Source organism: Streptomyces coffeae (genome assembly GCF_016741875.1).
Taxonomy (GTDB): domain Bacteria; phylum Actinomycetota; class Actinomycetes; order Streptomycetales; family Streptomycetaceae; genus Streptomyces; species Streptomyces coffeae.
In genome coordinates this window covers 1-25,876 of the sequence record NZ_JAERRF010000007.1, presented here as the reverse complement: position 1 = coordinate 25,876, position 25,876 = coordinate 1, and the positions used below count along the sequence as shown (strand labels likewise).

The following is a 25,876-nucleotide window of genomic DNA, read 5'->3' as shown; positions in this document are numbered from 1 at the left end:
TTCACTGGCTGGGACCGCCCAATTCTCGATTGATGAAGTCGAACAGTTCGTTGTCGTCGGCGTTCGCGATGAGCTGGCTCTGCTCGGAATGGCCGCCTTGATCGGCGAGCGCGGCGGCCATCTTCTGGACTCGCCGCAGCACCTGGTTCTTGGCCGCCTCGTCGATGCCGTCGTCTGCCGTCACTGCCGAGAGCACCTCCTCCAGCCGGTCGAGCTCGGCCAGCGCGGACTCGGCCTGGTCGGCGTCCGCGCCGAACATCGCCGTCCGCAGGTGGTCACGGAGCGCCAGCAAGGTCGGGTGGTCATAGGTGAGGGTCGCCGGCAGCGTCAGCCCGGCCGCCGCGACGAGCCGGTTGCGCAGCTCGACCGCGGCGAGGGAGTCGAAACCCAGTTCGACGAACGCCTTGGTCGGCGACAGGGCCTCGGTCGAGCTGTGACCGAGCGCCTCGGCCACCTGCGCCTGCACCAACTCCATTAGCACGGCGTCACGTTCGGCGCCGTCCAGAGCGTCCAGCCGCGCCCAGGACCGGGACCCGCCGTTCGGCTCGGCGAGCCGATCCCCCGCGGCGGCCACCGGGAACGCCGCCCGGTACTCGGGCAGGTCACTGATGACCGTGCACTTGACGGTGCCTGCGGTCGCCTTGATGAATCGGGTCCAGTCCACGTGCGTCATGGCGATGTAGGTCTCGTCGTGGTCCAGTGCTCGCCGCAGTCCGGCCAGCGACTGGCCGGGATCCATCGGGTGCAGACCCCGACGGCTCGCCCGGTCGGTCGCGCCGGTGTCGTCGGCCATGCCTCCGCCGGCCAGCAGGCCCCAGCCGATCGTCGTGGCCGGCAGACCGCGCGCCCGCCGGTGGTGGGCCAGGGCGTTGAGGAAGGCGTTCCCTGCCGCGTAGTGCGACTGGCCGGGTGAGCCGATGAGGCCGGCGGCCGAGGAGAACAGCACGAAGGCCGAGAGGTCCAGGTCCTGGGTCAGCTCGTGGAGGTTCCACGCTCCCTCCACCTTGGGCCGTAGCACGTTGTTCAGCCTGTCGAGAGTCAGCTCGGTGATGACGCCGTCGTTGGCCACCCCCGCGCTGTGGAACACGGCGGTCAACGGCAGGTCGTGGGGAAGGTTCGCGAGCAAGGTCTTCACCTCGCCCCGGTCGGCGACGTCGCAGGCGGCGATGGTCACCGAGGAGCCCAGGGCGGTGAGGTCGGCTTCGAGCTCGATGGCGCCCGGCGCTTCACGCCCCCGGCGGGAAGTGAGCACGAGGTGAGGCGCGCCCTGCTCGGCCAGCCAGCGCGCGGTGCGGGCGCCCAGGCCGGTGAGGCCGCCGGTGACCAACACGCTGCCCGACGGTCGCCATTTCCGACGCGGCGGCTCATCCGGGTCGGCGCGGACCAGCCGGCCGCCCAGAACGGCGCCGTCCCGCAGCGCTGCTTGCTCCCCGGTGCCGCCGTCACCCAGCAGGCGGATCAGCCCCGCCGCCGAGGCGTCGTCGGGGGTGACCGGCAGGTCGACCAGACCGCCCCAGCGGTCGGGGCGTTCCAGTGCGAGGGTCCGTCCGAAGCCCCACAGCAGGGCTTGGTCGGGATGGTCGAGGTCGTCGCCGGGGACGACGTTCACCGCGCCCTGGGTGAGACACCACAGGGGCGCGTCGATCTCGCGGTCCTCCAACGCCTGGACCAGGCTCACCGTGGCGGCCAGACCGACCGGCACGCCCGGGTGTCCCGGGACGCGGGACTGCTCCACCGCCAGCAACGAGACCACCCCGGCGAGCGGCGGCTCGCCGAGCCGGGTCGCCAGCGCGGCCCGATCCAGATTGTGCTCGCCGACCTCCAGGCCACGGACCTCGGCCCCGGCGGCGGTCATCGCCGCTTCGATCGGCGCGACCCAGGCATCGTCGCGGTGGCCGGCGGGCACCACCAGCAACCAGGTGCCGGTGAGCGTGCCCTCGGGCCGGGTCGGCACGGGCCGCCAGCTCAACCGGTACCGCCAGCTGTCCACCACCGTCTTCTCACGCCGGCCGAGGCGCCACCGGGTCAGTGCGGGCAGCACGGCGCCGAGGCCGTCCCGTTCCTCGGTGTCCAGCTCGGCGCTCAGCGCGTCGAGGTCGCCCTGTTCCACCAATCCCCAGAACCGGCTGTCCACGGCGTCCGGGTCGGCTGTTGTCGTGGCCGGTGTCTCCGGCGTGTCCGGCCAGTAGCGCGTGTGTTGGAACGCGTACGTCGGCAGCGGTGTCTGGCCCGCGCCGGCCGCGGGGAACAGAGCCGGCCAGTCGACCTCGACCCCGGTGGCGAACAGGGTGCTCAGTCCGGCGAGCACGGATTCGGTCTCGGGACGGCCTCGCCGGAGGCTTGGCACGGCGACGACATCCCCACCCGTCACGCATTCGCGGACCAGACCGGTCAGGGTCGCGTCCGGCCCCAGCTCCAGGAAGCGGGTCGCCCCGCCGGCCCGGAGTTCGGAGACCGTGTCGGCGAACCGCACCGCGTTCCGGACGTGCTGGACCCAGTACTCGGGGGTGGCCACTTCGCTGCTGGTCATCGGTATCCGCGGTGGCTGGAACTCCAGACCGTCGAGCGCGGCCCGGAATTCCGCGAGCATGGGGTCCATGAGCGGGGAGTGGAACGCGTGGCTGACGGCCAGCTGCTTCGTGCGGTGTCCGGCGTCGCGGAGGCGTTGTCCGATCTCGCTGACGGCGAGTTCGGTGCCGGAGATGACCACCGACTCCGGGGTGTTGACCGCGGCGATCGATACCCCGGCGCCCTGCTCGGCCACGAGCGGCGCCACCACGTCCTCACCGGCGTTGACGGACATCATGATCCCGCCCGGTGCGAGCCCCTGCATGAGCCGGGCCCGCGCGGTGACCAACGCGCAGGCATCGGTCAGCGACAGCACGCCCGACACGTGGGCGGCGGTGATCTCGCCGACGGAATGGCCGGTGACGAAGTCGGGCCGGATGCCCCAGGACTCGAACAGCCGGAAGAGAGCCACTTCGATCGCGAACAGCGCGGGCTGGGCGAACTCGGTGGTGTTCAGCCGGGCCTCGCCCTCATCGAAGATCATGTCCCGCAGCGACGGGTCCAAAGCCGCGCACACCGCGTCGAACGCCGCCGCGAAAACCGGGAAATCGCGGTGGAGTTCCCGGCCCATCCCACCTCGTTGTGACCCCTGGCCGGTGAAGACAACGGCCAGACCACCGCTGCCGGCCACACCGGTGGCCTCCGCGCCAGGTGCGGCGGTGTGGTCGGCGAACGCCGCGAGTCGCTCGCGCAGTTGCTCGCGGTCGGCAGCGAGCACCACCGCCCTGTGATCGTGCATCGCGCGGTCGGTCACCAGCGACCGCGCGATGTCGGCCGGCGTCAATTCGGGCCGGTCGGTCACGTGGGCGTGGAGGCGCGCCGCCTGGGCGTGCAGGGCTGCCGACCCCCGGGCCGACAACACCACCGGCTGCACCCGCCTGCTCGCGGAGCCCTCGTTCGGGGCCGGCGCCGTCGGCGGTGTGCGGAAATCCTCGGGCGGTTGTTCCAGGATGATGTGCGCGTTGGTTCCACTGAGGCTGAACGCGGACACGCCCGCCCGCCGCGGATGGCCCTGTTCGGGCCAGTCACGGGCCCGGTCCAGCAGTGCCACCCCACCGGAGGACCAATCGACCTCAGGGGACGGGGTCTCGGCGTGGAGCGTCCGGGGCAACAGACCGTGCCGCATCGCCATGATCATCTTGATGGTTCCGGCGGCGCCGGCGGCGGCCTGCGAATGCCCGATGTTCGATTTGATCGAACCCAGCCACAGCGGGGTGCCGGACTCACGTTCGCGTCCGTAGGTGGCCAACAGGGCCTGCGCCTCGATGGGATCGCCGAGCCGGGTCCCGGTGCCGTGTCCCTCCACCACGTCGACCTCGCTCGCCGACAGGCCGGCATTGGCCAGCGCGGCGCGGATGACCCGTTGCTGCGACGGGCCGTTGGGCGCGGTGAGGCCGTTCGAGGCGCCGTCCTGGTTGACCGCCGAGCCGGCCAGGACAGCCAGCACGCGATGGTGGTTGCGGCGGGCCTCGGAGAGTCGCTCCAGCACGAGCAGGCCCACGCCCTCGGCCCAACCGGTGCCGTCCGCTCCGGCACCGAAGGCCCGGCACCGACCGTCCGGGGACAAGCCCCGCTGCCGCGCCATCTCCACGAACATGGCGGGGGTGGCCATCGTGGCGACCCCGCCGGCCAGCGCCAGCGAGCACTCGCCGGAGCGCAGCGCCTGGGCCGCCAGGTGCATGGCCACGAGCGAGGACGAACACGCCGTGTCGATGGAGACGGACGGCCCCTCGAATCCGAACTCGTAGGACAACCGCCCGGAGATGATGCTGGCCGCGTTGCCGGTCAGCACCCGGCCGCCGAAGTCACCGGAGTCGCGGGTCAGCAGTGCGGGGTAGTCGCTCCCGTTCGCACCCACGAACACCCCGACCGGGCCGCCGCGCAGGACGGAGGGGACGATGCCGGCGTTCTCGAACGACTCCCAGGCCGTCTCCAGCAACAACCGCTGCTGTGGGTCGATGGCGATGGCCTCGCGCGGCGAGATGCCGAAGAAGTCGGAGTCGAACTCGGCCAGGTGGTTGAGGAACCCGCCCCCCTGGGAGTACGTCGTGCCGACCTGGTCGGGATCCGGGTCGTAGAGGCCGGCCAGATCCCAGCCGCGGTCGACCGGGAAGCCGGTGATCCCGTCGCGGCCCTCGGCCACCAGCCTCCACAGTTCGTCCGGCGAGTTCACCTCGCCCGGGTACCGGCAGGCCATGCCGACGATCACGATCGGGTCGTCACCGATCGCGGTGACAGGCCCGGCCGGAGTGACGTCGACGGTGTCGACCTCGTCGCCCACCAGCTCGGACCTGACGAATGCGGCCAGCGCCTCAGGGGTGGGGTGGTCGAACACCAGCGTCGCCGGCAGCCGCAGCCCGGTGGCCGTGTTGAGCCGGTTGCGCAGTTCGACCGCGGTGAGCGAGTCGAACCCGACGTCGTGGAAGGCGCGGGTCATGTCGACCGAGGCGCCGCTCGGGTGGCCGAGCACGGCGGCGACCTGCTCGCGCACCAGTTCGCCGATGGCCTTCACCTGGTCGGCCACGGAGGAACCGGCCAGTCGCACCGCCTCCCGTCCCGCCACCGACAATGTTGCCGCGCGCCGGGCCGGACGCCGCACCAGGCCACGCAGCAGGGCGGGCACCGTGCCGGCCGACCGCACAGCGGCCAGGTCGAGGCGAGCGGCCATCACGTTCGGGCGAGCCAAATCGGCCGCTTTGCCCAGCAACTCGAGGCCCTGGGCGGTCGCCATCGGCAGCATCCCGCCCCGCCCCATGCGAGCCACGTCGGTCTCGTTGAGGTTCTCGGTCATACCGCTGCTCTCGCCCCACCAGCCCCAGCTGATCGAGACCGCGGGGAGGCCCTGCCGGTGTCGCTCGACGGCCAGCGCGTCGAGGAAGGCGTTGGCGGCGGCGTAGTTGGCCTGGCCCGGTGCTCCGAAGGCCGTGGCGGAGGAGGAGAACAGCACGAACGCGGAGAGGTCCAGCTCCCGGGTCAGTTCGTGCAGGTGCCAGGCACCGTCGACCTTGGGGGCCAGCACCGCGTCGACCCGGTCGGTGGTCAGGGAGTCGAACACGCCGTCGTCCAGCACTCCGGCGCAGTGCAGCACCGCGGTGAGCGGGAACTCGGGCTCCACCGAGCGCACCAGGGCCGCGACCTGCTCGCCGTCGGCGACATCGCAGGCGACGACGCGCACCGCGGCGCCGAGCTCCGCCAGCTCGGCAGCAAGCCGGACGGTCCGGGGCGAGTTGTCGCCCTGTCGGGAGGTCAGCAACACATGTCGCACGTGGTGGTCGGTGACGAGGTATCGAGCCACGTGCCCTGCGAGCGCACCCGAGGCACCGGTGATCAGTACGGTTCCGGCCGACCACGAGGTGGCTTGCACGGGGTCGGTGGTTCCCAGGCGGGCCAGCCGCGGGGCCCGGAGCACGCCGCCGCGCACCGAGACCTCCGGCTCACCCGATTCCACGGCCGCGTGCAGCGCCGCGGTGGTGGTCGCGTCGGCGCCACCCTCGACCAGGACAATGCGGTCGGGGTTCTCCGACTGTGCCGAGCGCAGCAGGCCCCGCACGGCCGCGCCGGTCAGGCTGTCGGTCGTCACCACCACCAGCCGCGAGGACTCCCAGGCGGGATCGGCCAGCCACGTCTGCACCGAGCGCAGCACGCTGTTCACCGCCGCGTGGACGTCGGCGGTGACGGCGAGCCCCTCCCCCGGTACCGACACCGCCACGAGGGCCGGAACCTCGGCTACCTCGTCCCGCCCGGACATCAGCTCCGCGAGCTTGAGCGGGCCATCCAGCACGGTGGCCTCGGAGCGGGGCGCGATGTCGTCGACCCGGCCACACTCGACCCAACTGATCTCGAACAGCGAGTCGTCGCGGGACGCGGCGGCGCGGAGCTGGTCGGCGGACACCGAGCGTGAGGACAGCGCCGCCACACTGAAGACGGGAGCGCCGGTGTCGTCGAAGGCGTCCAGGGCGACCGTGTCGGTGGCCACCGGTCGGACCCGGATGCGCAGCGCGGTGGCGCCCGAGGCGAACAGCCGCGCTCCGGCCCAGGAGAACGGCACCAGACCCTGGGGGGTGTCGGAGGTGAGGGCCCGGAGCACGCCGCCGTGCAGACCGGCATCCAGCAACGCCGGGTGAACGCCGAAGCGCTCGGCGTCGGTCCCGCTCGGCGGCAACGCCACCTCGGTGTAGAGCTCCGCACCGCTCCGCCAGCAGGCCACCAGCCCCTGGAACGTCGGCCCGTAGTCGTGGCCCGCCTCGGCGAACAGGTCGTACGCGCCGTCGACGTCGACGACGTCGGCTCCCCGCGGCGGCCATTCGGTGAGCGGATCGGGTTCCGGCAGGCTCCCCGTGCCGGACACCGTTCCGGTGGCGTGCCGTGTCCAGGGGGTGTCGTCGGCGTCGCCGTCGGGGCGGGCGGAGATCGTGATCTTCCGACGGCCCCCCTCGTCGGCCGCTTCCACCAGAATCTGCAGCGCGACCGAGCCCGCCGCAGCGATCAGCAGGGGCGCCTCGATCGTCAGCTCGTCGAGCACGGTGCAGCCGACCTGCTCGGCCGCCCGCAGCGCCACGTCCACGAAGGCGGTGCCGGGTAGCAGGGCCTGCTCGAACAGCACGTGCTCCCCCAGCCAAGGCTGGGTCTGCGGCGCCAGCCGGCCGGTCAGCAGCACGGCCTCGCCGCCGGCGAACTCCACGCCGGCCAACAGCAGTGGATGGTCGAGCGGGTCGAGGCCCACCGCGGCGAGATCGGCCGGCGGCTCGGGGATGTCGAGCCAGTACCGCTGGTGCTGGAACGCGTACGTGGGAAGCGGGGTGTGCCGAGCTCCGGTGCCGTCGAACAGGGCCGGCCAGTCGACCTCCACTCCGGCGGCGAACAACGTGCCGAGTGCGGTGAGCACCGTGTCGGCTTCGTCGCGGTGCCGACGCAGGCTGGGGACTGCGACGACGTCCGGCTCGACGAGACACTCGCGGATCGCGCCGGTCAACGGCGCGTCGGGGCCGATCTCGAGGAACCGGGTGACGCCGGCGCCGTGCAGTTCGGACACCGTGTCGGCGAACCGCACCGTGTCTCGCACGTGCCGCACCCAGTACTCCGGGTCCGTCACCTCCTCGCCGCCCACCATCGGAATGCGGGGCGGCTGGAATGCCAGGCCATGGACCAGGGCGCGGAACTCGTCGAGCATCGGGTCCATGAGCGGCGAATGGAACGCATGGCTGACGACGAGCTGTTTCGTGCGGTATCCGTCCTCGGTCAGGCGCCGCACGATCTCGGTGACGGCCGGCTCGAGCCCCGAGAGCACCACCGAACCGGGGGTGTTGACCGCCGCGATCGACACCGATTCGGCGTACTGCGCGACCAGCGGGGCGACCACCTGCTCGCCGGCGGTCACCGAGACCATCACACCGCCCGGGTCGAGCCGCGCCATCAGCCGGCCACGCTCCGACACCAGCCGGCACGCATCCGGCAGCGACAGCACGCCGGCGACGTGCGCAGCCGCGATCTCGCCCACCGAATGACCGGTGAGGAAGTCCGGCCGGACACCCCAGGACTCGAACAGCCGGAACAGCGCGACCTCGACCGCGAAGAGCGCCGGTTGGGCGATCTCCGTGGCGTCGAGCCGATTCTCCCCGTCGCCGAGGATGGCCGCCCGGACGGCAGGATCCAGCTGATCGCACACCTGGTCCAACGCGGCCGCGAAGACCGGGAACTGCCGGTGCAGTTCCGAGCCCATGCCGGGGTGCTGCGCGCCCTGACCGGTGAACACCATCGCCAGCGGGCCCCGCCGGGCCACATCGGCGACGACCCCGGCTCCGTCGCCCCCGTGCGCGTACTCCGCCAACCGCTCCAGGGCCTGCGCGCGGTCGGAGGCGAGCAGTACCGCCCGGTGGTCGTGGCCGGCCCGGTCGGCCACCAGGGAGTAGGCGACGTCCGCCAACGCCACGTCGGACCGGTCGCGCAGGGAGGAGCACAGTCGATCCGCCTGACCCCGCAGGGCCGCAGGCCCGCGAGCGGTCAGCACGAGCGGCCACACCGGCAGGGTCGCCGCGGGAGGCGGGGCCGGGGCGGTGAACTCGGCCGGGGGCTGTTCCAGGATGACGTGTGCGTTGGTCCCGCTGACGCCGAAGGAGGACACCCCCACCCGGCGGGGCCGACCACGATCCGGCCACTCCCGAGCCCGGTCGAGCAGCGCGATCGTGCCCGACGACCAGTCGACCTGCGGCGACGGGGTCTCCGTGAACAGGGTCTTGGGCATGATCCCGTGCCGCATCGCCATGATCATCTTGATCGTGCCGGCGATGCCCGCCGCCGCCTGCGTGTGACCGATGTTCGACTTGATCGACCCCAGCCAGAGCGGCGCGTCCTCGGTGTGCTCGCTGCCGTAGGTGGCCAGCAACGCCTGGGCCTCGATCGGATCGCCCAGCCGGGTCCCCGTGCCGTGTCCCTCGACGACGTCCACGTCGGAGGCGGACAACCCGGCGCTGGCCAGGGCCTGGCGGATCACCCGTTGCTGGGACGGACCGTTGGGGGCGGTCAGCCCGTTCGACGCGCCGTCCTGGTTCAGCGCCGAGCCGGCCAGCAGTGCCAGCACCTGGTGTCCGTTGCGCCGCGCGTCGGACAGCCGCTCCAGTACCACCAGGCCCGCGCCTTCGGACCAGCCGGTGCCGTCCGCGTCCGCGCCGTACGCCCGGCACCGACCGTCCGCAGCGTTCGCGCGCAGCCGGCTGTACTCCACGTACAGGTCGGGCGTCGCCATCACCGTCACGCCGCCAGCCAGCGCGAGCGAGCACTCCCCCGACCGCAGCGCCTGCGCCGCCAAGTGCATGCTGACCAGCGATGACGAGCACGCCGTGTCCACCGTCACAGCGGGGCCCTCGAAGCCGAACTCATAGGCGACCCGGCCCGACGCGATGCTCCCGGCGCTGCCGTTGCCCAGGTAGCCCTCGAGCTCCTCGGGCTTGGTGTGCAGCCGCGAGCCGTAGTCGTGGTACATCAGCCCGACGAACACGCCGGTCGGGCCGCCACGCAGCGAGGTGGGATCGATGCCCGCGTTCTCGAGGGACTCCCAGGCCGTTTCCAGCAACAGCCGCTGCTGCGGGTCGATCGTGATTGCCTCGCGCGGCGAGATGCCGAAGAACTCGGGGTCGAACTGGTCGGCGTCGTGCAGGAAGCCACCCTCACGGGTGTAGGTGGTCCCGGGATGATCGGGGTCCGGGTGGTAGAGCTCGGCCAGGTTCCAGCCCCGGTCGGTGGGGAAGGCGCCGATCACGTCCCGGCCCTCGGCGACGACGTCCCAGAGCCCGTCGGGCGAACTCACCCCACCCGGGAAGCGGCAGGCCATGCCCACGATCGCGATCGGGTCGTCTCCGGTCCTGGCCGCGGTCGCGCTGACGGCCGGCCGGGCCGGGGCGGCCGCCTCGCCGCCGATCTCGCCCCGCACGAACTCGATCAGGGCGGCCGGGGAGGGGTAGTCGAAGATCAGTGTGGCCGGCAACCGCAGCCCGGTGGCCGTGTTGAGCCGGTTGCGCAGCTCCACCGCGGTCAGTGAGTCGAACCCCAGAGCGGTGAAGGGCTGCCGGTCGTCGATGGCGTTGCTTGCGGAGTGCCCGAGCACGGCCGCGGCATGGGTGCGCACCAGCTCGGCGACGACCTGGTCGCGCTCGGCCGGCTCCAGTGCCGCCAGGCCCTCGCGAGGTCCGGCCCCACCGGCCAGGTGGGGTTCGACGACCCGCCGCGCCGGACGGCGCACCAGCCCGCGCAGCAGTCCCGGGACCGTGGCCGCGGTGGACAGGCCGGCGAGGTCGAACGGGGCGGCGATGACCCGGCCCTGTCGGCGGGCGGCCGCGTCGAACAGGGTGAGACCGAAGTCGTTGTCCACCGGGCGGATGCCGGTGCGGGCCATCCGGGCCCGGTCCTGGGTTCCGAGGTGGCTGCCCATCCCACTGGCCTCGGCCCACCACCCCCAGGCGATCGACACCGCCGGTAGGCCGAGTGTCCGCCGGTGCTCGGCCAGCTCGTCGCAGAACGCGTTGGCCGCCGCGTAGTTCGCCTGGCCGGCGGCGCCGAACGCCGACGCGGCCGAGGAGAACAGCACGAACGCCGACAGCTCGGCGTCCTGGGTGGCCTCGTGCAGGTGCCAGGCACCGTCCACCTTGGGCCGCAGCACCGCATCGACCCGGTCGGGGGTCAGTGAACCCACGGTCGCGTCGTCGAGCACACCCGCGCAGTGCACCACGGCGCTGAGCGGGAACTCCGGCGGCACCGAGCCGACGAGGTCCATCACCTCTTGGCGAACGGCGAGGTCACACGCGACCATCCGCACCGAGGCACCCGCCTCGGTCAGCCGCTCGACCAGCTCATCGGCACGCGGAGCGGCCGGACCCCGCCGCGACACCAGCACCAGCCGTCGCACCCCGCACTCGGCCACGAGGTGCTCGGCCACCAACCCGGCCAACACGCCGGACGCCCCGGTCAGCAGCACGGTCCCCGTGCCCCACACCGAAGACCGCTCGTCCGGCGCCGGCCCGGCGGGCTCCGGGAGCGCCTCGGCGGCGACCCTGTTCAGGCGGGGCGACCACAGCCGTCCGTCGCGAACCGACACCTCCGGATCACCCGATTCGACCGCGGCGCGGGCGAGCGCCTCCACCGACCGCGCCCCGGCCGGCTCCGGATCGGCGAACGCCTGCTCGACGAGAACCACCCGCTCCGGGTTCTCCGACTGTGCGGAGCGCACCAGACCACCGACCGCCGCACCCACGAGTCCGCCGTCGGTCACCACGACCAGTCGCGACCGCTCCCACCGGGCATCGGCGAGCCAGTCCTGCAGCACCCGCAACGTGCCGTTCACCGCGGTGTGCACCGAGTCGACCGTCGACTCGGGTGCCCGGCGGCCGGGAACGCGCAGCACCACCAGCTCGGGCAGCGGCGCGCCACCGTCCACCGCCGAGCCGAGCGCGGCCAGGTCGGGGTGGAACCACACATCGACCGTGTGCTCGTCCTCCGACGGCGCGGTCTGCGCCGGATCGGACGGCACCACCCAGCCGATCGGTCCTTCGGCGCTCGCCCCCGGACCGGCCTCGGCCGGTCCGCACTGCACCCAGCCGAGCTCGAACAGCGCGTCGCGGTGTGCGGTGTCGACGTCGCGCAGTTGCTCGGCGGAAACCTCCCGGGCGACCAGTGAGTCCACCCTCAGTACCGGGCGACCGGCGCTGTCGAACCCGTCCACCGACCACGAGGATGGCCCCGTCGGGGAGAACACGAGCCGCAGTGCCGCGGCGCCCGAGGCGAGCAGCCGCACCCCGGACCACAAGAACGGCGCTCGCACGCCGGGGTTGTCCGGGTCAGCCCCCCGCGAGTCGAGCTGGTCCAACGCCAGGCTGTGCTGACCGGTGTCCATCAGGGCCGGGTGCAGGCCGAAACGCACCGCATCGGCCGCGAGTCCCTCGGGCAGCTCCGCCTCGGCGAAGACCTGGTCACCCATCCGCCAGGCCCGGCGCAGCCCGGTGAAGGCGGAGCCGTAGTGGTAACCGAGCGCGCTGAGCCGCTCGTACGATCCGGCGACGTCCAGTTCGGTTGCCCCGGTCGGCGGCCAGGTCACGTCTGTCGGCCACGGCGCCGGCTCCGGACTGTCGCCGGGCACCGCGCTCCCCCACGCGTGCCGCGTCCACGAGGCACCCACGGCCTCGCCGGGTTCCGCCGACTGGGAGTAGACCTCGACGGTGCGGCGGCCGTCGCCGTCGAGAGCCCCGACGAGCACTTGGACCAGCACGTCGTGCCGGCTCGGCAGGATCAGCGGCGCCTCGATGGTCAGCTCCTCCAGCCGGCCGAGGCCCGCCTCATCGGCTGCGCGGATCGCCAGCTCGAGGAACGCCGTACCGGGCAGCAGCGGTCGATCGAAAAGCGCGTGGTCGACGAGCCACGGGTGAGCGTGCAGCGAGAGCCGGCTGGTGAACAGGAAGCCGGCGCCACCCGCCAGAGTCATTTTCGCCCCGAGCAGAGGGTGATCGACCTGTTCGAGGCCACTGGCGGCCAGGTCGCCGGGCGCGGACGCCGACGCAGTCGGCCAGTAGCGCTGCCGCTGGAAGGCGTAGGTCGGCAGGTCGACCCGCCGCGCCCCGGTGCCGGCGAAGGCCGCGGACCAGTCCACGGTGAGCCCGGCCCGCCACGCGGCAGCCACCGATCGCAGGAACATCTCCGGGTCGCCCTCGCCGCGGCGGAGGGTCGTCAGCACGGTCGCCTCGACGCCGCGCTCCTCGGCGGTCTCCTCGATCGCGGGAGCCAGCAGCGGGTGCGGGGCCACCTCCAGCAGCACGCGATACCCGTCGGCCAGCAGCACGGCGGCGGTGTCGTGGAACCGTACCGGCTGCACGAGGTTGGTGAACCAGTACCGGCCGTCGAGCTCGTCGCCCTCCACCCGGCGGGCGAACGTCGTGGAGTAGTACGGCACCGAGGCGGTGGCCGGGCGGATGTCGCTCAGGAGCGCGAGGAGCTCGTCCTCGACCATCGCCATGTCCGGGGAGTGCGTCGGGTAGTCCATCGGGATGGGACGCGCGCGGACACCGGCGGCCTCGTACTCGGCCCGCAGCGCGGCGACTCGGTCGAGCGGACCGGTCACGACGACCGATCGCGGACCGTTGATCGCGCTGACGTGCACGTCGGTCAGCCGTGCGACCTGGTCGCGCACCTGCTCGACCGGCAGCCCGACCCAGAGCGTGGCGTACCCGGTCACCTGGCCGGACACGCGCGCCCGCGCGGTCAGGACCCGGGCCGCGTCGGCGAGGGTGAGGATGCCGGCGATGTGCGCGGCCGCGACCTCTCCCACGGAGTGCGCGATGATCGCGGAGGGCACCACCCCTCGGGAGATCCACAACCGGGCGAGCGAGACCATGACCGCGAACAGCATCGGCTGGACCTGCTCGGCGTGCTCGAGGTCCACGCCGTCCGCGCCGGCCAGAAGATCGCGCAGGGTGTGGCCGTGCCAATCCACGTACGGCGCGAGCGCCGCCTCGCACTCCGCCATGGACGCGGCGAAGACCGGCGAGGAGTCCCACAGCCGCAGGGCCATCCCGACGTACTGCCCGCCCTGCCCCGGGAACACGAACACCGGATCGGTGTTGCCGGAGCTGACGGGTCCGGTGACCGGGGTGGTGCCTGCCACCAGGTCATCCAGCCCGGACAGGAGTTCGGTGAGGTCAGCGCCGAGCACCACGGCCCGGTGATCCAGCGAGGAGCGGGTGCTGGCCAGTGAGAACGCCACGTCGGCCAGCTCCGCCGGGCCGGTGGCCCCGAGTGTCAGGAGGTGCTCGCGCAACCGCACCGCCTGACCGCGCAGCGCGGCTTCGCCGCGGCCGCTGAGCAGCAGCGGCAGCGGCAGCGGCAGCACCTGCGGCGCGTGGGACCGATCCGCCGGTTCGACCTCGGGTTCAGTGTCCGGAGCCTGCTCCATGATGACGTGCGCGTTCGTCCCGCTCGCCCCGAACGACGACACCGCTGCCCGTCGGGGACGCCCGGTCGTCGGCCACGGCCGGGCGTCGCCGAGCAGCCGGACCGTTCCGCTCTCCCAGTCGACGTGCTCCGAGGGCCGGTCCACGTGCAGGGTCTTCGGCAGCACACCGTGCCGGATCGCCGTGATCATCTTGATGACGCTGCCGACCCCGGCCGCTGCCTGGGAGTGGCCGATGTTGGACTTGAGCGAGCCCAGCCAGAGGGGCTCACCCTCCCCTCGGTGCCGGCCGTACACGACCTGCAGCGCCTTGATCTCGATTGGGTCGCCGAGCACCGTGCCGGTGCCGTGCCCGTCCACCGCGTCCACCTCGTCGGGGCGCACGCCGGCGTTGGCCAGTGCCTGTCGAAGGACCCGCTGCTGGGCAAGGCCGTTGGGCGCGGTGAGGCCGTTGGAGGCACCGTCCTGGTTGATCGCCGAGCCACGGAGCACGGCCAGCACGGAGTGGCCGTTCCGGCGGGCATCGGAGAGCCGCTCCAGCACCAACAGGCCGGCGCCCTCGGCGAAACCGGTCCCATCGGCGCCCGCGCCGAACGCCTTGCAACGACCGTCGGCGGACAGCCCTTGCTTGTCGAACTCCTGCAGGTCGACCGGGGTCGCCATGACGGTGGCCCCGCCGGCCAGTGCCAGCGCGCACTCCCCGGAACGCAGCGCCTGCGCGGCCAGGTGCATCGCCACCAGCGAGGACGAGCAGGCCGTGTCGACCGTCAACGCCGGCCCCTCCAGGCCGAACTGGTAGGAGACCCGCCCGGCGAGCACCGCGGCGGAAGTCCCGGTGAGCAGGTAACCGTCGGCCAGCTCGGCGCTGCCGCGGAGCAGGTCCGCGTAGTCCTGGTCACTGGTGCCGGCGAACACACCGGTCTGGCTGCCCCGCACCGACTTCGGGTCGATCCCGGCCCGCTCCAACGCTTCCCAGGTCAGTTCCAGCAACAGCCGCTGCTGCGGGTCCATCGAGGCCGCCTCGCGCGGCGAGATCCCGAAGAACCGCGCGTCGAACTGCGCCACGTCGTCGAGGAAGCCACCGCCCCGCACGTGGGTGGCGCCCTGACGCATCGAATCCGGGTGCAGCAAGGTGTCGAGGTCCCAGCCTCGGTCGGTCGGCAGCCCCGACACCGCGTCGCGCCCGCCGTCCACCAGCTCCCACAGCTGCTCCGGCGAGCCGACCCCACCCGGGTAGCGGCAGGCCATGCCGACCACGACGATCGGGTCGTCGGCGAACGCGGCAAGGGGGACGGCCGTGCCGGGTTCCTCGTCAGTCGCGTCGGTCACCAGTCCGACCAGGTACGACGCAAGGGCCGCGGGGGTGGGGTAGTCGAAGGCCACGGTGCCGGCCAGCCCGAGATCGAGCGCCGCGTTCAGCCGATCCCGCAGCTCCACCGCCGCGAGCGAGCTGAAGCCCAGGTCCTGGAAAGTGCTCTCGAGGTCGACATCGGCCGGCGAGTCGAGGCCAAGCACCAAGGCGACCGAGGTCCGCAACAGATCGTTCACGACGCGACGCTGGTCCACGACGGCCAGCACGTCCGTGACCCGGGCGTCGGTGCTCGGCTCGGGCGTGGCGGCCGAAGGCGGGTCCGAGGGAGCCGGGGCGACGGAGCCGTCGCGCGGCAGCCAGTGCCGATGCCTCTGGAAGGCGTAGGTCGGCAGGTCGACCCGCCGGCTCTCGTCGGGGAACAGCGCCGCCCAGCTCACCTCGCCGCCGCCGGTGAAGAGGCGAGCGACCGCGTCGAGCAGGGCAACGGCCTCGGGCCGGTCACGGCGGGACGCGGCCACCGCCGTCACCCGCCGGTCGGTGGACAGGCATTCCCGGACCATGGCCGAGAGCACCGCGTCCGGTCCCAGCTCCAAAAAGCGGGTGACGCCTCGCTCGTGCAGGGTGGCCACCCCGTCGGCGAAACGCACCTGCTCGCGTGCCTGCCGGACCCAGTACTCGGGCTCGCCGAGCGTGGCCGCATCGGCCAGGGCACCGGTGAGGGTGGACACCACCGGGATGTCGGGCGCGCCGAAGGTGAGTCCGGCGACGACGGCCCGGAAGTCCTCGAGCACCGGGTCGATCAGTGGCGAGTGGAACGCGTGGCTGGTCGTGAGCCGACGGGTCCGGTACCCGGCCGCGGCCAACTGGGCCACGACCTCTGCCACCGGTTCCTCCGCACCGGACACCACGACCGAGTCAGGGCTGTTCACCGCGGCCACGGACACCCCGTCCGCGGCCGCGACCAGCGGGGCCACCACATCCGGGGCGGCGTTCACCGCGACCATGGCACCGCCGTCGGGCAGCGCCTGCATCAACCGGCCGCGCGCCACGACCATGCGACCGGCGTCGGCAAGGGACAGCACGCCGGCCACGTGCGCGGCACTGATCTCGCCGATCGAGTGACCGGCGACGAACTCGGGCCGGATGCCCCACGACTGGACGAGCCGGAACAGTGCGACCTCGAAGCAGAACAGCGCCGGCTGGGCGAATTCGGTGCGGTCCAGCAGTGGACCACCCTCCCACATCAGCTCACGCAGCGATCGGCCCAGCAGCTCGTCGACCACTCCGCAGACCTCGTCCAGCGCCGCGTCGAACACCGGGTACCGCGCCGCCAGCTCTCGCCCCATTCCGGCGCGCTGGGCACCCTGGCCGGTGAAGACCATCGCCAGGCGGCCTTCCCTCGCCCGATCGACGTGCACCGCGGGACTGTCCGTGCCGGCGGCCAGTGCGGACAGACCGGCCAGCAGGGCCGCCCTGTCCTCGGCGACCACCACGGCACGGTCAGCCAGCACGGCGCGGGTGGTGACCAGGCTTCGTCCGACGTCGGCCGGCTCCAGCTCCGGGTGGCGCTCGACGAAGGAGCGCAGCTCCTCGGCCTGACCGCGCAGCGCGGCGGCGCCCCGGCCGGTCACCACGAACGGCCACGGACCGGTGCGGGCCCGCCCCGTCGGCACGGACGCGGCCTCGACCGGGTCATCGGGAGCCTGCTCCAGGATGACGTGCGCGTTGGTCCCGCTGATCCCGAACGACGACACCGCGACACGCCGGGGACGGCCCCGGTCGGGCCACTGCCGCTGGTCGGTGAGCAGCCGGACCGTCCCCGCCGACCAGTCCACGTGGGAGGTCGGCCGCTGGGCGTGCAGCGTCCTGGGCAACTCCCCGTGGCGCATGGCCATAACCATCTTGATCACGCCGCCGACGCCGGCCGCCGCCTGCGAGTGTCCGATGTTCGACTTCAGCGATCCGGTCCACAACGGCGTGTCCGCCGTTCGCTCCCGGCCGTAGGTGTCCAGCAGGGCCCGGGCCTCGATCGGGTCGCCCAGCCTGGTGCCGGTGCCGTGCGCCTCGACCGCGTCGATGTCGGTCGAGGCCACACCGGCGTTGGCCAGCGCGGCCCGGATCACCTGGCGCTGAGCCGCGCCGTTCGGCGCGGTGAGGCCGTTGGAGGCGCCGTCCTGGTTGAGGGCGGAGCCTGTCACGAGGGCCAGCACCTGGTGGCCGTTGCGCTGGGCGTCGGACAGCCGCTCGACCACGAGCACGCCGACGCCTTCCGCCCAGCCCATGCCATCGGCCTCGTCGCTGAAGGCCTTGCACCGGCCGTCCGGGGCGATCCCGCGCTGCCGGGCGAACTCGATCAGCGAAGCCGGGCCCGACATGATCGTCGCCCCGCCGACCAGGGCGAGCGAGCACTCCTGCGAGCGCAGCGCCTGGGCGGCCAGGTGCAGCGCGACCAGCGAGGAGGAGCACGCCGTGTCCACGGTGACCGCGGGCCCCTGCAGACCGAACGCATAGGACAGCCGTCCGGAGACGACGCTGGCGATGTTGCCGGTCAGCACGTAGCCCTCGTAGGTCGACGGCACGGTGCGCAGCGAGATGTGGTCCTGGTAGCTGACGCCGACGTACACGCCGGTCTGGCTTCCTCGTACCGCGTCGGCGCTGATCCCGGCTCGTTCAAAAGCCTCCCACGAGGTCTCCAGGAGCAGCCGTTGATGCGGGTCCATCACGGTCGCTTCCCGAGGGGGGATGGCGAAGAACTCGTGGTCGAACAGGTCCGGCGACCGCAGGAAACCGCCGCCCCGGGAGTACGTCCGGCCCACCTTCTGGGGGTCGGGGTCGTAGAGCTCGTCCAGGTTCCAGCCGCGGTCCGTCGGGAAGCCGGACACCGCGTCGGTACCGTCGGCCACGAGCTGCCACAGGGCTTCGGGGCTGTCGGCGTCCCCCGGGTAGCGGCAGGCCATGCCGACGATGGCGATCGGCTCCCGGTTCTGCGCCTCGACGTCGCCGAGCCGCTGCCGGATTCGCTCGTTCTCCTTGAGTGCGTTGCGCAGCGCGTCAACGAGCTCGTTCATGGACGGGGTGGTCATGAGGTCGGCCCCTCCGCTCGGTCGCTCGCGTCGGCTTGGCCGTATGCGGCGCGTATGAGATCAGCCATGTCCATCGAGTCGATCGCGGTCGTGGACCCGGCGCTGTCGGCCGGCTCGCCCCCGGGAGCGGTCTCAGCCAACCGGAGCAAGGCGTCCACCAGCCCGGCCTGCCTCAGCGAGGCGATCGGAATGCGGTCGATGATCTTCTTCAACCCTGCGTCGTCGACGCCCTCACCGGTCTCGCTCCCGTGGGTCCCGGTGTCCTCGCCGAACAGCTCGGCGTACACCAGCTCCGCGACAGAGGCGGGCGTCGGGTAATCGAAGATCAGCGTGGCGGGTAGCTGCAAGCCGGTCGCCACGCCAAGCCGGTTCCGAAGCCGCAAGGCGGTGAGCGAGTCAAAACCGGTTTCCTGGAAACTGCGCCCTGACTCGACCGAGCTGACGTCGGTATGTCCCAGCACGGCCGCCACCGTGGCCCGGACGAGGTCGGTGATCGCATACGTCCGCTCGGTGGCGGGCAGGCCGACGAGCCGCTCGCGAACACCGGTGTCGGCCGCTCCGTCCGCCGACCCTTCGGGGTCGTCCTCCCTCGCCTCGAGCAGCTCGGCGAGGAGCGACATCGATCGAGTGCCGACGAGCTCGGTGGCGAACGAGGACCACTCGACGTCCACCACGACCACGGCCGTCTCATCGCGGTCGATCACCTGGCCCATGGCCTGGACGGCGCCGCGCGGGTCCATCGCGCGCAGGCCGCGGGCCGCCAGCCGGTGCTCCACTCCGTCGCGGTCGGCGATCCCTGGGCCTTGCCAGAGTCCCCAGGCGATGGAAGTCCCGGTCAGACCGAGAGCCCTGCGGTGCGCGGCCAGTGCGTCCAACGAGCTGTTCGCGGCGGCGTAGTTGGCCTGGCCGGCCGGGCCGACCGTGCCGACGAACGACGAGAACAGGACGAAGTCGACGAGGTCGCGGTCTCTCGTCAGCTCGTGCAAGTGCCACGCGGCGGCCACCTTCGGGCGGAACACCCGCTCGAAGCGTTCCGGGGTGAGCCGGTCGATGATGCCATCGTCGAGCACGCCCGCGGTGTGCACGACCGTGGTCAGCGGATGTTCGACCGGCCAGTTGGCCAGCAGGTCGGCGAGCTGCGCCCGATCGGCCACGTCGCAGGCGACCACCGACACCGAGGCACCCCGCTCGGTCAGCTCGGCAGCCAGCTCGGCTGCGCCGGGTGCGGCCGGGCCACGACGGCTGGCCAGCACAAGGTGTCGCGCGCCGCGCCGGACGAGCCAGCGCGCCGCCTCCGCCCCGAGAGCGCCGGTGCCGCCGGTGACCAGAGCGCTGCGCTCGAGCGGCTGATTCGTCCGGAGCGCGGGTGCGGTGACCCGGGTCAGCCGGCGGCAGAACACCGCGCCGCCTCGCACCGCCAGCTCACTCTCGCCGTCTCCGAGCGCCCCGGCCAGCGCCACCAGGTCCGCTTGGCCGACCTCGCGTGGCAGGTCGACGACGCCACCCCACGACACGGGTTGCTCCAACCCCGCATGCCGGGCGAACCCCCACAGCGCGGCCTGCCGGGGCTGGGTAACGGCGTCTCCCGGCCGGACGGCGACCGCATCCTGGGTCACGCACCAGATCGGGGTCGACAAGCCGAGCTCACTCACCGACCGCACCAACGCGAGCGTGCCGCTCAGGCCGACCGGCAGGGATACGGCGTCGGTGTCCTCGGCTGTGTCAATCGCCAACAACGACAAGATACCCCCGGCCGGTTCGCCGTCCAGCGCCGTGACGAGCTCGTGACGGACCGCCTCGACATCCGCCGCTCGGGGGACATCGACCCGGCTGACCTGAGCCCCTCGGGCGCTCAGCACTGCGATGACCTGCTCAAGCCACGTCGGCTCGGCGATGTCCGCCGGCACCACGACCAGCCAACGGCCGGTGAGCGTTCGGTCCGATCCTTCGGTGGGGCGCCAGGCGACGCGGTACTGCCAGCCGGCCAGCGTCGCCTGCTGCCGGCTGCGCTCACGCCACGACGACAGGGCCGGGAGCACGGTGCCCAGCGAGGATCGGCCGGCGTCGTCGGAGAGGGCGAGCGCCGTGGTCAGTCCGTCGAGGTCGCCCTGGTCGACCATCTTCCAGAACCGGGTGTCGACTTCGGTGCCACGAGACGAGCGGCTGGGCGGCGTCTCGATCCAGTAATGGGTGTGCTGGAAGGCGTAAGTGGGCAGCTGCACCGGCTGCTGACCCGAGGGGAACAGGTCGGACCACCGCACGTCGACGCCACCCACGAACGCCTCGGCGGCGTTGCGCAGGAATTCCCGCGCGCCGCCGTGGCCGCGACGGAGCGTTCCGACCGTCGTGACCGACGTCCCCTTGGCCTCGGCGAGCTCCTGTATCGAATTGACGAGTACCGGGTGCGCGCCCACTTCGTGGAACGATCGATGCCCGTCGCTGAGCAGCTGGTCAACCACCTCCGCGAAACGCACCATCTCGCGCAGGTTCCGGTACCAGTAGTCGGCGTCGAGCTTCCGGCCGTCGAGCAACGAGCCGGTCACCGTCGAGTAGAACGGAACCGTGCCGGGCGAGCACTCGACCACACCCAGCGTGTCGGCCAGCTCAGCCCGGATGACCTCTACTACCGCCGAATGCGACCCGTAGTTGATCGGTACGCGCCGGACCCGCGCTCCCTCCGACTCCCAGACCGACAAGAGTTGATCGAGCTCGGCGGTGGCCCCGGAGACAACTGTGGACATCGGTCCGTTCACCGCGGCGACGCCGAGCGCGGGATAATCGGCCAGGCGTTCGCACACCTCGTCTGCCGATCGGTTCACCCAGCCCATGCCGCCTTGCGTTGCCAGACGCCGAAGCACCCGAGATCGCAGAGACACGACGCGTGCGCCTTCGGTCAGCGACAACGCCTCCGCCGCCACGGCAGCAGCGAACTCACCTTGGGAGTGCCCGACGACAGCCGAGGGTCGAACGCCGAGTGATGCCCACAGCCGGGACAATGAGACCCCGACCGCGAACAGCGCCGGCTGGACGACGTCGTCCCGGTCGAGGCTCGGCGCACCTGGCACCCCGGCGAGCACGTCCCACAGCGAGAACCCGTCCCAGTCGACCCATGGCGCCAACGCCTCGTCGCAGGTCTGCATCAGCTCCGCGAACGTCGAACTGCTCCTCCACAGCTCGATGCCCATCCCGAGCCACTGGCCCCCCTGCCCGGGGAACACGAAGACCGGGCCGTCGTGGTCGGCTTCACCGGCTCCCGCCACCACCAGGGCCGAGTGCTCCGACTGGCCCGCCGCGATCGCGTCAAGGCCGGCCAGCAGCTCATGGCGGTTCTCCGCGATCACCACAGCTCGGTGGGAATGCGTGGCCCCGCCGTTGGTCAGACCCGCGCCGAACCCGGCCACGTCGGTGTCCGGTGAGTCAGCCAGCGCGGCCCGCAACCGGGTTGCCTGGCCGGCCAACGCCGCCAATCCCCGGCCTGACACCGGGAAGGCGGAGACTCCGAGCCGCGTCACGGCGTCCGACTGCCCGGCCGCCGGCTGCTCCGGCGCCTGCTCGAGGATGACGTGCGCGTTCGTGCCACTGATACCGAACGAAGAAACGCCGGCACGGCGGGGCCGACCGGTCCTCGGCCAGTCGTGGTTCCGGTCGAGCAGAGCGACGGCTCCCTGCGACCAGTCGATGAACGGCGAGGGCTGCTCGGCGTGCAACGTCTGCGGCAGGACGCCGTGACGCATCGCCATGACCATCTTGATGACGCCGCCGACCCCGGCGGCAGCCTGGGTGTGCCCGATGTTCGACTTCAGCGAACCCAGCCACAGCGGGGTTTCGCGGTCCTGGCCGTAGGTGGCCAGCAGCGCCTGGGCTTCGATCGGGTCGCCGAGCTTCGTGCCGGTGCCGTGCCCTTCGACCACATCGACGTCCGACGTGGACAGACCAGCCGAGGCCAGCGCCTGGCGGATCACCCGCTGCTGCGAGGGACCGTTCGGGGCGGTCAGGCCGTTCGACGCGCCGTCGGAGTTCACCGAGGAGCCCTTGAGCACCGCGAGTACCTGGTGGCCTTGTCGGCGTGCGTCCGACAACCGCTCGAGCACCACGAGGCCGACGCCCTCGGCCCAGCCGGTGCCGTCCGCGCCCGCGCCGAACGCGCGGCACCGGCCGTCCGGGGACAAGGCTCGCTGGTGACCCAGGTCGACGAACGTCATCGGGGTGGACATCACCGTGACCCCGCCGGCCAGCGCGAGCGAGCACTCGCCCGACCGCAGTGCTTGTGCGGCCAGGTGGAGTGTCACCAGTGACGACGAGCACGCGGTGTCGACCGAAACGGCAGGCCCCTCCAGGCCGAACTGGTACGCCACCCGCCCCGAGAGCACGCTGCCCGCGCTACCGGTCAGAACCGCTCCGCTGAGCTGGTCCGGAACCAGGTCCACTGCCGGCGCGTAGTCGTGGTACATGACACCGGAGAACACCCCGGTCCGGCTGCCGCGCAGTGAGTCCGCGTCGATACCCGCGCGCTCGAAAGCCTCCCAGGCAACCTCCAGCAACAACCGCTGCTGCGGATCCATCGCCGTCGCCTCACGGGGCGAGATCCCGAAGAACCCGGCATCGAACTCACCCGCGTCGTGCAAGAACCCGCCACCACGCGCATACGTCGTCCCCGGATGATCCGGATCCGCGTGATACAAACCCTCCACATCCCAGCCACGCAACTCCGGAAAACCAGTAATCCCCTCCCTGCCCTCGACCACCAGCGACCACAAATCCTCCGGAGAACCCACCCCACCCGGATAACGGCAAGCCATCCCGACAATCGCCACAGGATCATCGGGGTCGCTCGCCGGCGAACTGGTCGTGTCCGCTGTCTCACCGCTCGGGGTGAGCTCGCCGGACAAGTGGTCGGCAAGGGCCCGTGGGGTCGGGTAGTCGAACACGGCCGTGGTCCCCAAGCGCGATCCCGTGATCGCGTTGAGCCGGTTGCGCAGCTCGACGGCGGTGAGCGAGTCGAGTCCGAGTTCCTTGAAGGTGCGGTCGACACCGATCGAGTCCCACCCGTCGTAACCGAGTACTCGCTCCGCCTCTGCGCGCACCAACTCCAGCAGTCGCCCAGGCTGGGATGTCACGTCCTCGCCGACACGGCGCGGTCCGTCCGGACGGCCCGGTACGGCCGCTGGGCGAGCCGGGCGCGGCGCGCTCGTGATCAGTTCGCGGAGCAGCGGGTGCACGTTCCCGCCGTCCGTGGCGGAGGCGGTGTCCAGCCGCAGTGGCACGATCAGCGGCTCGCTCCGCCGAAGAGCGGCGTCGAAGAGTGCGAGCCCCTCGGTTTCGGACAACGTCGCTATTCCGGAGCGAGCCATCCGGTTGAGGTCGCCGGCGCTGAGCGCCGCCGCCATACCGCCCCGCTGATCCCACAGTCCCCACGCCAGCGACGTCGCCGGGAGTCCGAACTGGGCGCGATGGTGGGCGAGCGCGTCGAGGTAGGTGTTGGCGGCGGCGTAGTTGGCCTGGCCCGCTGCGCCGATCAGGCCCGAGATGGAGGAGTACAGCACGAACGCCGACAGCGGCATGTCGGCGGTGAGCTCGTGCAGGTTCTTCGCCGCCACCGCCTTCGGACCCATGACCGCGTCGAGCCGCTGCGGACTCAGCTCGGTGAACACGCCGTCGTCGAGCACACCGGCCGTGTGGACCACAGCGGTGAGGGGTCGATCGGCAGGCAGCCCGCGAAGCACCGCGGCGAGCTCGGCGCGGTCGGCGACATCGCAGGCTTCGGCTCGCACGTCCAGACCCAGCGCGGTCAGCTCGGCCACCAAGGCGCGCGCCTCGGGCGTGACGGGGCCGCTCCTGCTGACCAGTAGCATGCTCGTCACTCCATGCTCGGTGGCCAGGTGCCGCGCGAGCAGCCGGCCGAGTCGGCCGAACGCCCCGGTCAGCAGCACGGTTCCGCGCTCGGGTATCGGCTTCTCGGCGGCGGGGTGCGAGCCGGGATCCACGGGCAGGCGCGTGAGGCGCGGGACACGAACGCCCTCGGCGGACAGAGCCAGCTGCGGCTCCCCCGTGGCTACCGCGGCGGCGAGCCGTCGGGCCCCCTCACTGCCCGGCGCCACGTCGACGAGCACCATGCGGCCGGGGTGCTCGGACTGCGCGGCACGCAGCAGACCCCAGACCGGCGCGTTGTCGAGATCAATGCGCCCGTTGCCCCCCGTGTCGACGGCACCGGTGGTGACGACGACCAGTGGCGCGTCGGCCATCGTCTCGTCGGCCAGCCAGTCCTGTACCAGTCGCAGGATGCGGTGCGCGCCGCCGACGTCCGTGACGTCGGTCGGGGGAACCACGGTGATCACCGTGGACGGCGTCGGGGCCCCCGCCGCCATCGCGGCCCGCAGCGCGGAGAGATCCGAGTACCGGTCGAGCGGTGAGCTGTCACCGGCCAGCTCGGCACCGAGGTCGTGCGGGTCCTCCCCCACCATCGCCCAGTGACCGGTGCCGGGGTGGGCGCCGACCTCCTTCGGCAGCCACGACAACCGGAACAGCGCCGCCTCGCTCTGATCCGTCGATGGAGTGCGTGGAGCGTCGGGCGCAGGCCGCAGCACCAGCGAGTCGATCGACGCGACCGGGTTGCCTTCGGGGTCGGTGAGCATCATGGCCACCGAGTCGGCGCCGGTCCTCGAGATGCGGGCCCGCAAGGCCGGCGGGGCCGCGGTGTGCACGGTGACACCACTCCACGCGAACGGCACCAATGTCTCGCCCGCGGTCCCGAACAGGCCTACCAGCGCGGCCTGGATGGCGGCGTCCAGGAGGGCGGGATGCAGGTCGAACACCGGGCCGCTGTGTCCCGCCGCCTCGCCCAGGACGATGTCGGCGAACACCTCGCCGTCGCCGCGTCGGACGGCTTGCAGTCCTCGGAACGCCGGCCCGTAGTCGTACCCCCGGCGGGTGAGTTCCGCGTATGCGGTGGCGATGGCGATCGGCTGTGCGTCGGGACCGGCCTCGCCGTTCCAGCCGGTTCCGGACGCCGATCCGACCGGCGAGAGCCCGGCAGGTGGGGCAACGGTGCCTTCGGCGTGCCGGGTCCAGGTGCCGTTCCCGGCGGTGTCTCCCACTCGGGACAGCACGCGCAGCGCACGGCGACCGGTGCCGTCCGGCGCATCGATCACCACCTGGAGCTGGGTGTCGCCGTGCTCCGGCACCACCAGGGGGGCGCGCACGACGAGCTCTTCCACCGGGCCGGCGCCGGTTCGCTGCGCGGCGTGCAAGGCCAGGGCCAGAAATCCGGTTCCGGGAAGGATCGGAGTGCCCAGCACCACGTGGTCGGCCAACCACGGTTGCTGGTTCACGGACAGTCGGCCGGTCAGTACGAGCGCGCCGGCATCGCCCAGCGGCATCTCGGCACGCAGGAAGGGGTGATCGACCGGCTCCAGGCCGACGGCGGCGAGGTCGGTGTCCGGGAGGGAGGAGGGTTCCAGCCAGTAGTGTTGGTGTTGGAAGGCGTAG

2 protein-coding genes are annotated in these 25,876 nt (G+C 72.2%); both read right to left on the bottom strand.

Annotation, left to right across the window (positions count from 1 at the left end):
- Position 1: 1 nt before the first annotated feature.
- On the bottom strand, positions 2-18,391 hold the full coding sequence (locus JK363_RS13290) for a type I polyketide synthase (RefSeq protein ID WP_201875076.1): 18,390 nt from the start codon (positions 18,389-18,391) through the stop codon (positions 2-4).
- A partial coding sequence (locus JK363_RS13285) for a type I polyketide synthase (protein WP_201875075.1) occupies positions 18,388-25,876 on the bottom strand: 7,489 nt, incomplete at its 5' end. The genes JK363_RS13290 and JK363_RS13285, both read right to left, overlap by 4 nt.

Bases quoted from the DNA above. Each gene is read 5' to 3' on its own strand.
- JK363_RS13290 (WP_201875076.1), bottom strand. From the start codon at position 18,391: ATGACCACCCCGTCCATGAACGAGCTCGTTGACGCGCTGCGCAACGCA.